This window comes from Rhodoferax sp. LB1P47 (assembly GCF_056521445.1).
Genome location: NZ_JBWMAU010000013.1, coordinates 80,763 through 93,297 on the forward strand (window position 1 = coordinate 80,763; position 12,535 = coordinate 93,297).

At 58.6% G+C, this 12,535-nt stretch carries 11 protein-coding genes; 1 reads left to right on the plus strand and 10 read right to left on the minus strand.

What is annotated here, in order from left to right; genetic code table 11:
* Window positions 1–11: 11 nt before the first annotated feature.
* The 9 genes from AC0969_RS14795 to sucC all read right to left on the minus strand — a co-directional run bounded on the left by AC0969_RS14795 (window position 12) and on the right by sucC (window position 10,299).
* A complete protein-coding gene (locus AC0969_RS14795) occupies window positions 12–1,751 on the minus strand; it encodes a PglL family O-oligosaccharyltransferase (protein ID WP_479624913.1) in 1,740 nt (579 codons plus the stop codon).
* An 85-nt stretch (window positions 1,752–1,836) separates the two neighbouring features.
* The gene (locus AC0969_RS14800; RefSeq protein WP_479624914.1) at window positions 1,837–2,265 is read right to left on the minus strand and encodes a pilin; all 429 of its coding nucleotides are present in this window, start codon (window positions 2,263–2,265) and stop codon (window positions 1,837–1,839) included.
* A gap of 194 nt (window positions 2,266–2,459) precedes the next feature.
* Window positions 2,460–3,251: a 3',5'-cyclic-nucleotide phosphodiesterase gene (locus AC0969_RS14805; RefSeq protein WP_479624915.1), complete on the minus strand. Its 792-nt coding sequence runs from the start codon at window positions 3,249–3,251 to the stop codon at window positions 2,460–2,462.
* Between the two features lie 11 nt (window positions 3,252–3,262).
* The gene (locus AC0969_RS14810; RefSeq protein ID WP_479624916.1) at window positions 3,263–5,503 is read right to left on the minus strand and encodes a CHASE2 domain-containing protein; all 2,241 of its coding nucleotides are present in this window, start codon (window positions 5,501–5,503) and stop codon (window positions 3,263–3,265) included.
* A 30-nt stretch (window positions 5,504–5,533) separates the two neighbouring features.
* On the minus strand, window positions 5,534–6,229 hold the full coding sequence (locus tag AC0969_RS14815) for an FHA domain-containing protein (protein ID WP_479624917.1): 696 nt from the start codon (window positions 6,227–6,229) through the stop codon (window positions 5,534–5,536).
* Window positions 6,230–6,278: 49 nt separating this feature from the next.
* The gene (locus AC0969_RS14820; protein WP_479624961.1) at window positions 6,279–7,064 is read right to left on the minus strand and encodes a Stp1/IreP family PP2C-type Ser/Thr phosphatase; all 786 of its coding nucleotides are present in this window, start codon (window positions 7,062–7,064) and stop codon (window positions 6,279–6,281) included.
* A gap of 246 nt (window positions 7,065–7,310) precedes the next feature.
* On the minus strand, window positions 7,311–8,012 hold the full coding sequence (locus tag AC0969_RS14825; RefSeq protein ID WP_479624918.1) for a TerC family protein: 702 nt from the start codon (window positions 8,010–8,012) through the stop codon (window positions 7,311–7,313).
* A gap of 211 nt (window positions 8,013–8,223) precedes the next feature.
* Window positions 8,224–9,120: a succinate--CoA ligase subunit alpha gene (gene sucD / locus AC0969_RS14830; protein ID WP_315245276.1), complete on the minus strand. Its 897-nt coding sequence runs from the start codon at window positions 9,118–9,120 to the stop codon at window positions 8,224–8,226.
* 3 nt (window positions 9,121–9,123) lie between these two features.
* Window positions 9,124–10,299 carry an ADP-forming succinate--CoA ligase subunit beta gene (sucC, locus tag AC0969_RS14835; RefSeq protein WP_479624919.1) on the minus strand — a complete coding sequence of 392 codons (1,176 nt, stop codon included), beginning with the start codon at window positions 10,297–10,299 and terminating at the stop codon, window positions 9,124–9,126.
* A 149-nt stretch (window positions 10,300–10,448) separates the two neighbouring features.
* Here sucC and argC point away from each other — a divergent pair, with 149 nt between their 5' ends.
* A complete protein-coding gene (gene argC / locus AC0969_RS14840; RefSeq protein WP_479624920.1) occupies window positions 10,449–11,360 on the plus strand; it encodes an N-acetyl-gamma-glutamyl-phosphate reductase in 912 nt (303 codons plus the stop codon).
* Between the two features lie 75 nt (window positions 11,361–11,435).
* On the opposite strand, the gene AC0969_RS14845 is transcribed toward argC, so the two are convergent.
* The gene (locus tag AC0969_RS14845) at window positions 11,436–12,446 is read right to left on the minus strand and encodes a LacI family DNA-binding transcriptional regulator (protein ID WP_479624921.1); all 1,011 of its coding nucleotides are present in this window, start codon (window positions 12,444–12,446) and stop codon (window positions 11,436–11,438) included.
* Window positions 12,447–12,535: the final 89 nt, after the last annotated feature.

The window sequence follows — 12,535 nt, forward strand, 5'->3', positions numbered from 1 at the left end:
GGCAGCAACGGCTAAGGCTTTGCCCCGCTTGGGGCCGGTGGTACGTCAATATCAGGCCACTTTACAGCAGCCATGGCGGGTTGCGCGGTCGCTTGTGCTTCCCAAATCCTGCGCATGTCCGGGTTGAATTCGGTAGGCTGGACCTTTTGTATCTTGGCAATCCAAGCTGCCGCCTCTTCTGGGCGATGGCGCAATGCCAGTGCCTTGGCATAGTTGAACAAATTGAGGGGACTTGGAAAGCTGGTGGTGAAACCACGCAGCTGCTCCAACTCCGGAGCACTGATCGTAGGCTCGACATCTTGGCGCAAATGAACAATGAGCTCGCGCATATGGTTCAAGACTAAAACATCCGGGGGCAATCCTGGTGGCAAATTGCCGATATGAGCAGCCTCAAGACGAAAGGTTCTGAAGCTTTCGTCAATCCGTAAGTAATCTCTGGCGATAATCCCCAATAAGGCACTGCCGCCCAGCCACATAACGAAAACCACCCAACGGCTGCAGGCCCATACAGACTTGCGATGCTGCCGCTGGTTCAGCATGCCCATGATCAACCCCGTCGGCAGTAAAAAATAAGCGTGGTGCAACGGCAACTCCACCATTGCGTGCAAGCCCACCACGAGCAACACCAACACCAACACCGCATCTTCCGGTGCGTCTACACACCAGATGGCGCGCAGTAACCACCACAAGAAAACGATCGAAACCACGCCCCCCAGCGGCAAGCCACACCACAAAACCAGGTCCAGAAACAAATTATGCGAATGTAAAAAAAACGAAGTCAAAGTGCCGTGGTTCTGGGCTACCGTCAATTGCGCTACGGCCAACTGGTCCCAGCCATACCCTAGCCATGGACGTTGAAGCACTGCATCCAGAAAAAGACGGTATGCCTTGATACGCAACTGGGTCGATCCCCCCCCCAGCGATGCGGAGCGGATTTGCACCTCCAGTCCCAAAAAATCACTTAGCTGCTGGAGGAGTAATGTACAAACCGCAAAGTACACAAAGAGTGAGGCGACTAGCCACGTACTACGTGGCGGTAAAAACCGTCGCCATGCACAGGCCGCCACAGCCAGCAAAAGCACGCCGATGGAAGCGATCCGAGATTGTGTCAAAGCCACCCCGAACAACAGAAACAGCACCGCCAGCACCGCTATGCCAACGCGTATTTGCTTGCGCAATACCCCCCATGCACAAGCCAGCACGCCCCACAGTAACAAAGTCGCCATTTGATTGGGTTGCCCCAAGTTGGCCGACGGTCTGTCGGGCGTGAATTCCGCTGTCCACACCTGCATTTCACTACCATCACCCGCCAAGCCTAGCCATTGACGCAGCTGCATCGCGACCGATACGAGCCCAGCGATGCCAATCGCGAGAAACAGGGCATCTGCCGCACGCCTCGGTGCAGCTTCTTCCCAGTGTGCGCCAATCAGCAAGGCCAGCAGCAGTCCCAGTACATACGCGGTAGACACCCAAGCCTGTCCACTGTAGGGCAGCATGCCCGCGCCAAACTGCAAAAATGGAACAGTTACCAGCACCCCAACCACCACAGTAATTGGGTGCCACGCCACCTTCCTTGGGGAGCGAAAAATCACAGCACCCCCAGCCACGGCCACCATTGCGGATGCCCACGCATCTGAATGGAAGGTGGCCCAAGGAAAATAATGGTTGGGAAGCAGCCAAGCCATGGCCAACAGCAGAGCCCACAAACCAGACCAAACTGGCGGCAACGGATCTCGGAGATTCAACGGCATCAAGTCCCAATCCAATACATAACGTCAATACAATTCGCGCATAAAAAAAGCCCCCCGAGGGAGGCTTTTCGGACAAGCGAGGCTACTAGCCTTGGCAGCTTGCGGGACGGTATTTAGTCAAAATCGTACCCGAGCAGGTCCAAATAATCTGATTATTGGTTCCGCGCACACCTGACAACTGAATATTGGCATTATTGATACGGCTTTCACCCTGGGCGGAAGCCGTGATGATTGCGCTGGAGGCATCCGTATAAGTGTAGAAAACAGAACTGACATACTTGGAGGATTGGGGATCAATCGACACACTGTTCGCCAGTGGCATGACACCAAAAACCTGCGCTCCCTCGGCTACGACCGTCTTGCCGGAAGATGCCGCCAAGATCACTTCCGTCACCTTCGCCCGCACGGTGTAATCCTGGTACGCAGGCAAAGCCACGGCCGCCAAAATACCAATAATCGCTACAACGATCATCAGTTCGATCAGGGTGAAACCCTTTTGCAAAGAACGCTTCATGGATGCTCCTAGAGTAAATGTTAAGACGGGGTAATAACGCAGATACCGTGCCAGTTGCTTATGGGGGGCTCAACGGCCCGCTTTTGACTTTGCCGGTGTTTTTGTGAACATTTTTGTCATTCTGAGCACTTGGACTTCAATGCGCGGGACATTTTTGGCACTGTTGCGGGGCCCAAAAGGCTCTGAATATGTTGTTACACCTCAAATGCTTGCCCCGCTTTCAGCCACCGGATGTCATGCGGCACATGCCGTCCTTCGGGCAGCGCACCGTCGAACTCGGCGATCTCGTCCATGATGAGCTCGGTCTCGAAGGGTTTGGTGTGGGTGATGAAGATGGGGAACTGCTTGAGGGGGTCTATGCCTTCTAGCTCATCGGCCAGCGACGCGGGCGATAAGTGCAGGCTGCGGCGGGCGAGGTCTTTTTCACGGTTGCTGAAGGCGGTTTCGATGACCAGCATGGCCACGTTGAGCTGTTCTAGCCGGTGCCAGAACGCGGGGTTGCGCTCGGTGTCGCCGGTAAACACCCAGCAGGGGCCGCCTGCCGATACGGCGTAACCTACGGCGGGGACGGTGTGTACGGCGGGGAGGGCTTCGATGGCTTTACCGTTGATGTGGGTGGTTTCGCCGACCATGATTTCATGGAAGCTGATAAACGGGGCCTTTGGTGTGGGAATGACGCTGAAGTCGGGCCAGATGATGTTGTTAAAAATATGCGCCTTCAGGGCGGCGATGGTACCGGCCAGCGCATAGATTTTGAGGGCGGTGGTGCGCTGGGAGGCGACGGCATCGACCATCAGCGGCAGTGCGGCTACGTGGTCTAGGTGCGAATGGGTCAGAAAGACGTGGTCGATGGCGCACATCTCGTCCAGTGTGAGGTCGCCAACGCCGGTGCCTGCGTCTATGAGTACATCGTCATCGACTAAGAACGAGGTGGTTCTACAGTCTTTAGCGATGGCCCCAGAGCATCCCAGCACGCGGACTTTCATGATGGCAGCCTTTATTTGGTTTCGAAATTGGTGGTGCCATCCCATGCGGGGTCAAATGGCAGCACGCGCATGGAGGCTACCCGATCGGCATAGAGGCGATACAGGTATTTTGTCGCATCCAGGCGCTGTAATTGGATTATTTGCAGGCCACATGCGGCCCAGTTTTGTGCGCGGTAGGCGGCGAGAAACGCATGCCACTGCTGGAGCTCTTCGCGCAGCAGGGGGTTGTCGGGGTCCTGTGCTGCTAATGGCGTGTAGATGGCCACAGCTTGTTCTTTGCCTTTGACGCGGACTTTATCGAGTTCTTGCCAGAAAAACTGCGGGGCACGTTCCTGGGTGCTGGCACTGGCGACGATTTCCACGCCGTAGATTTTGCTCAAGCCTTCCAGCCGGGCACCCAGGTTGACGGCATCGCCAATCACGGTGTAGCTGCGGCGGATATTGGAGCCCATGTCGCCTACACACATGTTGCCGGTGTTGAGTCCGATGCCGATGCTGATGGCGCGCAGGTTGCGATCGCGGTGGCTGTGGTTTAGCGCTTGTACGGCTTGCACCATGTTGAGGGCGGCCATCACCGACAGATGGGCGTGCTCGGGCGTGGTGACGGGAGCGCCCCAGAAGGCCATGACGCAGTCGCCCATGTACTTGTCGATGGTGCCCCGGTGGAGGCGGATTTGTGCCGTGAGTTGGCTGAAAACTTCGTTTAGTACCGTCTGGAGTTGCAGCGGCTCCATGTGTTCCGACATTTGGGTAAAGCCGCGTATGTCGCAAAACATCACCGTGAGTTCCTGGCTACGGGCCTGCATGGTGTAGCGGTCGGGGTTCTTCAGCATTTCGCCCACCAGCTCGGGTGGGACGTAGGTGCCAAACAGATGGGCCAGTTCGCGTTTGGAGCGGCTCTCCACAAAGTAGCCATAGGCCATGTTGAGCGCCGAGGCACTCACCGCCATCCATAACGCGGCAGCCAGTGGCAGCACCAGCCCACAGCCGAGGTACAGGCCCGCATTCAATCCGATAATCGCCACGACGACGCTGGCACTGAGTGCCACGGCCTGCGTGGCGGTCAAGCGCGGCAATGCCCATGCCAGTGTCAGCCCGGTCAACAGCAACAGCAGCACGTCGTAGCCCACCGCGTAGTCGGGTTTGACGGCAATGTTGCCGTCCATCAGGCCCGACAAGACGTTGGCGTGGATTTCGACTCCAGGGTAGGTTTCGCCCACCGGGGTGACGCGCAAGTCCAGCAGGCCGGGGACGGTCGTGCCGACCAGCACGATCTTGTCGTGCAAGCTGCCATCGGGCAGGCGGCGGGCCAAGATGTCGGCGGCGGAAACATAGCGGTAGGAGCCGCCTTGGGTGCCACCCGGGCCACCAGGGCCTCGAAAAGGCACCAGTACGGCACCACGGGCATCGACGGGAATGCTGCGCAGTTGTTTACCGTGCTCGAGCTGGATGCGGTCGATGTGGTCGCTGCCTAGGCTGTTTGGGGCGACACCGGGCACCACCTGGGGCAAGCCTGTTAACAGACGAAACATGCCCAACGACAAAGAGCTGTAGTACTGCCCTTGGTGCTCCGCCAGCAATGGCAAGCTGCGCACTACGCCATCGGCATCGGTGATGGCGTTAAAGAAGCCGGCGTTCGGTGCGGCCTCTGCGAGGGGGCGGATGTTGGCGTTGTAGCCGTTCCAGGATGTCAGCCCGATGTGCCGACTTTGCTGTGCGGCCATAACCGGGGCCGGCAAGCTGCCGGAGGTGCGGCCATCGCGGTCACTGCTGAAGTAGTAGCCCAGCACCACCGGGCGGTTGCGCAGCGACTGGGCAAGGATGGCATCAAAGTCCAGCGTGCTGCGGAGTTGTTGCACGGCTTCGGCAAAGCCGGGCTGGTCGCGCAGCTGGTGGCGTGCCAAGCGTTGCAGCTGCGCCAGGCCAGAACTTTCGTCTGCCTCGGCAAACACCACATCAAAACCCAGCAGGCGGATTTTTTGGTGGTCAAAAAGGGTATTGACCAAGGCTGCCAGTTTGTTGCGGCTCCAGGGCCAGCCCAGCTCGGCCAGGCTTTTTTCATCCAGATCGACAATGACAATGCGCTCATCCCGGGTGTGCGGCATGGTGGCACGCAGACGCGCGTCGTAGATGATGTCGTCCAGGCGCTGCAACACCCCTAAACGCAGTCCCCCTGTGGCATGCAGCAGCGCAAAAACAACCGGAATCAGGGTCACCAAGACCCGGGGCCAGTGTTGAAGCAGTGCGCGCATCTGGCCGCCTCTCTCAGCCGTACTGCGGTATTACGACTGGATAAATTGCATCTGGGTGCCGGCTAGATGCAGAACATCCCCATGTTTGAGGGCTACGGGGGTTGCTCCGATTGGGGTGGCATTCAGCGTCGGCAGCTCGCTGCCTTCCACATGCCCCACCACGTAGCCGTGGGGGCGGCGGGTGATGGCGGCAACCGCTACACCGGGTTTGCCCAAGGTGGTGACGACTTTGGTGAGTGTGACCTCGCGCCCAGCCGCTGCACCGGTTAAGACTTTGATAGCAGCATGGTTCAGGTTGATGGTTTCGGCATCGGCCAGCGGTATGGGGGCCGAATGGTCGGTAGCCCGCCGGTTCAAGTTGCCAGAGCCGGAGGTTGGCTGCTGGGTGCCCAACATGCCAGGCCTGGCCATAGTGGTTTTCTCAAAGCCGGTTTCGGTCGTTTCGTTGATGAACTTAAGCTTGTACTTGCCCACTTCCACCAGATCGTTATTTTGCAAAATCTGTTTGCGGGCAGCTTTGCCATTGATATAGGTGCCGTTGGTGCTGTTGAGGTCTTCCAGGTGCACCTCGTGGCCCACCATCAAGACCACTGCGTGCTCGCCACTAACCGCTAAATTATCGATAACGATGTCGTTATAAGGCCGCCGACCTAAAGTCGTTCGGTCTTTGGTCAACTGCACTTCTTTGATGACCACGCCGTCGATCGATACGATCAGTTTCGGCATGCTCGGCTCCTGTGGCGGTTCATAGATTTGGCAATCGTAATGAGGGGGGTTAGTTGCCCAACAGCCGGGACATGAGGCCCCGTTTGGGAATTCCTGCTACGGCATAGGCCAGCAACACGGTGATGTTATCCCGTCCACCGTGCGCATTGGCGACGCTGATGAGTTGGCGTGCTTTTTGTTCCAGTGATGCGTCGGATTCCATGATACGTGCGATTGGAGCATCGTCCACCATGTCGGACAGTCCATCCGAACACATTAAATACACATCACCTTCTTCCACCGTGTGTTCATGTATTTCCAGTGCCACATTGTCTTCAATGCCCAAGGCCCGGGTGACCAGATTTTTGTTGGTGGATACGGCTGCCTGCGCTGGGGTAATCAAACCGGCATCCAGCTGCTCTTGTAATAAAGAATGGTCTTTGGTGATTTGCACCAATGCGTTGTCCCGAAATCGGTAGCAGCGCGAATCGCCAATATGCCCTAGCAGCAAGCGGGACTCTTGGAATACGCCGACCACCAGCGTGGTGCCCATACCTGCGTACTCTTTATGGGTGTTGGCCGCCGTAAAAACGGCCAAATTGGCGTTGTAGACGCAAATGTCGATGGCGCGTCGCACCTCTTTGCCATTGGCTTGCAGTCCCGCATCGAGCAGCCAGTGTCCTAATTCTTCCTGGATAAAGGTGGTGGCCATGCTGCTGGCGACTTCACCCGCGTTATAGCCACCCATGCCATCGGCCAAAACGGCTACGCCGCTCGGGGCGTCAAAAGCCACGGCATCTTCATTATTTTCACGCAACAATCCAGCATGGGTTTGCGTGCAGAACTCGTACATCATCTTTTTTGTCAGGCTAACTTCAGGGGTAGTAGAGACCGCATGTGGGGTGTTGACCATCGGCGGCGAGGATAGCAAGGCGAACAGCGCTCGGGTTGGGTTTCCTCGCAGACGCAATTTAGCCCAACAAGTCACCATCGCACACTTTTTGATATATTTTGTTACATACTATCCGTAAAAACAGCCCCGACGGGGCTGTTTTTACGGATTAACGGCCTACCCGTGTTGGGTACAACCGGGTGGCCTGGCTTATTCCGCTTTGGTTAACGCCTTGCGCTGCATCAATTTACCCACGGCTAGCACCAGCAATGCGCCTGCAATACCAAACGCGTAGTGCCAGTTTTTGTCTTGTGGCAGGTATTGCACCAGGGCCGGGTCGGAATGGGCCATAGTGCCCGCAATCCAGCCCAGCAGCATGCCACCGACTGTGATGATGAGCGGGAAGCGGTCCATCAGCTTCAGCACAATCTGGCTACCACCCACAATGATGGGGATGCTCACCAGCAGGCCAAAGATAACCAGCGGCAACTGGTGCGTCTCACCGGCACCTTGTGCGGCACCGGCAATGGCGATGACGTTGTCGATGCTCATCACCAGATCGGCCACGATCACGGTTTTCACGGCAGCCCACAGCTTGTCGCTGGACTTGATGTTGTCATGTCCGCCGTCGTCTTCTGGCACCAAAAGCTTGATACCGATCCACAGCAGCAAAATGGCCCCGACCAGTTTGAGGAAGGGCACTTGTAGCAGCGACAAGGCAAAGGCGATCAGGATCACGCGCAGAACGATTGCACCCACGGTGCCCCACAAAATGCCTTTGGTGCGCTGTGCAGCGGGCAGGCCCCGGCAAGCCAAGGCAATCACCACGGCGTTGTCGCCGCCCAGCAAGATGTCGATCATGATGATTTGGCCGACAGCCAGCCAGAAATGGGCGGTGAGGAATTCTTCCATGGGGGTCCTTAGAGTGGTGCAACTTGCCGCGCCTGGGGTACTCCGCCCAGGCGCATGCCAGTCCGTATGAAAAGGGGCGCAGTACGCCGAGAAACTGAATTTTCCCCCAAAAAAATAGGGCCTGGCACTGTGGATAACCGCAATACCAAGCCTGGGGGGTGTCTGGTCTGGCGCACCTGTTAGTGCCGCCAGACCTGGACGGGCAGAAGCCTTACTTCAGCAAAGCCTTCAGCAGCTTGGCCATTTCGGACGGATTGCGCGTAACGGTAAAGCCACACTCTTCCATCACTGCCAGCTTGGCATCGGCCGTGTCGGCACCGCCGGAGATCAGCGCACCGGCGTGGCCCATGCGCTTGCCGGGGGGCGCGGTCACGCCAGCGATGAAGCCAACAATCGGCTTCTTCATGTTCAGCTTGCACCAGCGGGCGGCTTCGGCTTCGTCTGGACCACCGATTTCGCCGATCATGATGACCGCGTCGGTATCAGGATCGTCGTTGAACGCGCGCATCACGTCGATGTGCTTCAAACCGTTGATCGGGTCGCCACCGATGCCGACGGCGCTGGACTGGCCCAGGCCGATTTCGGTCAATTGCGCCACGGCTTCGTAGGTCAACGTGCCAGAGCGGCTAACCACGCCAATCCGACCCTTGCGGTGGATGTGGCCGGGCATGATGCCGATCTTGATTTCGTCAGGCGTGATCAGGCCGGGGCAGTTAGGGCCCAGCAGCAGGGTCTTCTTGCCGCCAGCGGCTTCCTTGGCCTTCATGCGGTTACGCAGTTCCAGCATGTCCTTGACCGGGATGCCTTCGGTGATGCAGATGGCCAGGTCCAGGTCGGCTTCAACAGCTTCCCAGATGGCGGCAGCGGCACCGGCCGGTGGCACGTAGATCACCGACACGGTAGCGCCGGTATCGACGGCCGCTTCTTTGACCGAAGCAAAAATTGGGATGCCGAAAATCGACTCGCCCGCCTTCTTGGGGTTCACGCCTGCGACGAAGCAGTTTTTACCGTTGGCGTATTCCTGGCACTTTTCGGTGTGGAACTGGCCGGTCTTGCCGGTAATACCTTGGGTGATGACCTTGGTGTCTTTGTTGATGTAGATAGACATTGCTTATTCCTTAGCAGCCGCTTTGACCGCAGCAACCACTTTTTGGGCCGCATCGGCCATGGTGTCTGCACTGATGATGGGCAGGCCGGACTCGGCCAGCATCTTCTTGCCCAAGTCTTCGTTGGTACCCTTCATGCGCACCACCAGTGGCACGGACAGGTTCACGGCCTTGCAGGCAGTGATCACGCCGGTGGCGATGGTGTCGCACTTCATGATGCCGCCGAAGATGTTGACCATGATGGCCTCGACCTTTGGGTTCTTCAGCATGATCTTGAAGGCTTCGGTGACCTTCTCGGGGGTAGCGCCGCCGCCCACGTCCAGGAAGTTGGCAGGCTCAGCGCCGTACAACTTGATGGTGTCCATGGTGGCCATTGCCAAGCCAGCGCCATTCACCAGGCAGCCGATGTTGCCGTCCAGGCTGATGTAGGCCAGGTCGAACTTCGAGGCTTCGACTTCGGCTGCGTCTTCTTCGTCCAGATCGCGGTAGGCCACGATTTCGGGGTGGCGGAACAGCGCGTTCGGGTCAAAGTTGAACTTGGCGTCCAAAGCCTTGATGTTGCCGTTGCCTTCCAGGATCAGTGGGTTGATCTCGACCAGGGACGCATCGGTGTCCATGTAGATCTTGTAGAGCTTTTGCAGCACGTCCACGGCCTGGGCGGTGGAGCCCGCAGGCACGCCAATCGCGTCGGCCAACTTCTTGCCCAGCTCTTCCGTCATGCCCACAGCAGGATCGACGAAATCGGTGGTGATTTTTTCGGGGGTCGAATGGGCCACTTCTTCAATGTCCATGCCGCCTTCGCTGGACACAATGAAGGCCACTTTTTGGGTGGCACGGTCGGTCACGGCCGACACGTAGTATTCCTTCTGGATGTCAGCACCGTCTTCGATCAGCAGGCGACGGACCTTTTGGCCCAGGGGGCCGGTTTGGTGCGTGATCAGCTGCATGCCGAGAATTTCGGTAGCGAGTTGCTTGACTTCTTCGATCGAACGGGCCAGCTTGACGCCGCCGCCCTTGCCGCGTCCACCGGCGTGGATTTGGGCCTTGACCACCCACACAGGGCCGCCGAGTTTTTGGGCGGCTTCCACCGCTTCTTGCACGGTGAATGCCGGAATGCCCTTGGGCACCGGGACACCAAAATTGCGCAAGATTTCCTTGCCTTGGTATTCGTGAATCTTCATGAGGGCTCTCTCAGGAATGGATGGATTTTTGCCCGTCTGTACAGGTAAAACTGCACAAAAGGGCCCCGTTTTGTCAACCCGCGAATGTATCATGTTGCAGCGCACCAATATTGTGCTGTCTGACAACTTGCCGACCAGGACCCCTCCCCATGCCCAAAATTTTTATCGATGGCGAAGCCGGAACCACCGGTTTGCAAATCCGTGAACGCCTACAAACCATGCCGCAGATCGAGGTCGTCAGCATTGCCCCTGCGCTGCGCAAAGACCCCGCCGCCAAACGTGCGCTGATGGCCGAGGTGGATCTGGTGATCTTGTGCCTGCACGACGATGCAGCCCTTGAATCGGTCGCCATGATCGACAGTTTGCCCGGCCGCAAGCCCAAAATCATTGACGCATCTACCGCCCACCGCACCGCACCGGGCTGGGTCTACGGCTTTCCCGAGTTGGTAGCCGGCCAGCAAGAAGCCGTGGCCAAAGCCGACCGGGTGGGCAATCCCGGCTGCTACGCCACCGGCGCGATTGCCCTGATCCGCCCGCTGGTGGATGCCGGTTTTATAAGCCCGGACAGCGCTCTGGCCCTGCCCTCGGTCAGCGGCTATTCGGGGGGGGGGCGCAGCATGATGGAGGCCTACGAGCGCGGTGAAGCCCCACTGTTTGAAACCTACGCGCTGGGCCTGTCGCACAAGCATTTGCCAGAAATCATGCGCTATACCGGTCTGACCCGGCGGCCGATTTTTGTGCCGTCGGTGGGCAATTTTGCGCAAGGCATGCTGGTGCAATTGCCTCTGCACCTCGACCTGCTGCCCGGCCAACCCACTGCGCAAGACCTGCACAATGCCCTGGCTGCGCACTACGCTGGCAGCACCTGGGTTACGGTGGAGGCCCCCGGTGACAGCGGCAAGCTGGATGCCACCGCCCTGGTCAACACCAACAAGATGGAGCTGCGCGTTTTCGGCAACCCCACCCACCACCACGCGGTGCTGATCGCTCGCCTGGACAACCTGGGCAAAGGTGCCAGCGGCGCAGCGGTGCAGAACCTGCAATTGATGCTTGGGCTGTAAGGTTTTGCTATATTTTTAATAGCTTATGGCGCTTGTTCTATATGCGTTATAGCCCTAAAAGGCTTAAGAGTATGGCTACATGCTCAGCAGCGCGGGCTTGATCTCCACCACCTGGCCTTCGGCGTAGCTGCCTGCGTCCAGAATGTCAAACGCTCCGCCCAGCAGGCCCTCGATGTCCTGGCGCACCATCCACAGCGGGAAGCGCAGGTAGGCGGCAAACGGGTCCCAGTCGAAGCAGCCAAAAGTACACAGGGCCAGCTCGGCATCGGGCAGGGTTTTCAGAAAGCGCGTCACGCCCTCCAGCGCAATGGTCGAGTTGACGAACAGCGCACGCGGCAGGCCACCCAGGCGCTGGTACAGGGCCTGCACCGCCGCTTCGGCCAAGTGGGCCTCGTAGCCGCAGGCCACAATTTGCGCCGGGTCGGTGGGGCCAAATTGGGCCGCCAGGGTGTCGGTAAAGCCGTCGATACGGCGGCGGGTGGCGTAGTCGCTGGCCACACCGCCTAAAAAATACAGCTTGTTGCGCCGCGCCGCCCGCTGCGGTTGTGAATGCGCCACTAGGCACTCCGTGAGCTGCTGCGCCCCCCAGTAGTTGTCGCTGATGACCGAGCTGGCCAGCGTGCCGGGCAAGTCGATGTTGACATGCGCCACATGGTGGCTGGCGCACAGGCGGCTCACTGCGTCAGGATCGGTGGCACCCACCACCAGCAGCGACTCGATGCGGTAGGAGATCAGCGCGCCCACCGTCTCCACCTCCAGCGCCGGGTCGCGCAGGGTGCTGACCACGATGGGGTACAGGCCCCGGGCCCGGGCCAGCGTCTCGAAGGTCTGCGCCATGCTGCTGAAAAAACGGTTGTCGTGCAGCGGTATCAGCATGCCGATCAGGCCGGATTTGCTGGTGCGCAGACCGCTGGCCTGGCGGTTCAAGGTGTACTGCTGCTCGGCCGCCAGTTGCTGCACTTTCTCTACCGTTTTGGCGGCGATGCGGCGCTCTTTCCAGGTGCCATTGAGGATGGCACTGACGGTGGAGGCCGACACATCGGCCAGCTTGGCCAGGTCGTAAATGGTGGATTTGCGGGTGACCATGGGGCGGTGCAGAGACTCTAGGTTAGGGCGGGTTCAAGCATAACCGCCCCTCCATCACCGTCGGCCCAAACCCGGTGGGGAAGTATTTA

Coding starts and splice junctions, on each gene's coding strand:
- AC0969_RS14815 (WP_479624917.1), bottom strand. CDS start 6,229: ATGCCGAAACTGATCGTATCGATCGACGGCGTGGTCATCAAAGAAGTG.
- AC0969_RS14845 (WP_479624921.1), bottom strand. CDS start 12,446: ATGGTCACCCGCAAATCCACCATTTACGACCTGGCCAAGCTGGCCGAT.
- sucC (WP_479624919.1), bottom strand. CDS start 10,299: ATGAAGATTCACGAATACCAAGGCAAGGAAATCTTGCGCAATTTTGGT.
- AC0969_RS14810 (WP_479624916.1), bottom strand. CDS start 5,503: ATGCGCGCACTGCTTCAACACTGGCCCCGGGTCTTGGTGACCCTGATT.
- AC0969_RS14800 (WP_479624914.1), bottom strand. CDS start 2,265: ATGAAGCGTTCTTTGCAAAAGGGTTTCACCCTGATCGAACTGATGATC.
- AC0969_RS14795 (WP_479624913.1), bottom strand. CDS start 1,751: ATGCCGTTGAATCTCCGAGATCCGTTGCCGCCAGTTTGGTCTGGTTTG.
- AC0969_RS14825 (WP_479624918.1), bottom strand. CDS start 8,012: ATGGAAGAATTCCTCACCGCCCATTTCTGGCTGGCTGTCGGCCAAATC.
- AC0969_RS14805 (WP_479624915.1), bottom strand. CDS start 3,251: ATGAAAGTCCGCGTGCTGGGATGCTCTGGGGCCATCGCTAAAGACTGT.
- AC0969_RS14820 (WP_479624961.1), bottom strand. CDS start 7,064: ATGATGTACGAGTTCTGCACGCAAACCCATGCTGGATTGTTGCGTGAA.
- argC (WP_479624920.1), top strand. CDS start 10,449: ATGCCCAAAATTTTTATCGATGGCGAAGCCGGAACCACCGGTTTGCAA.
- sucD (WP_315245276.1), bottom strand. CDS start 9,120: ATGTCTATCTACATCAACAAAGACACCAAGGTCATCACCCAAGGTATT.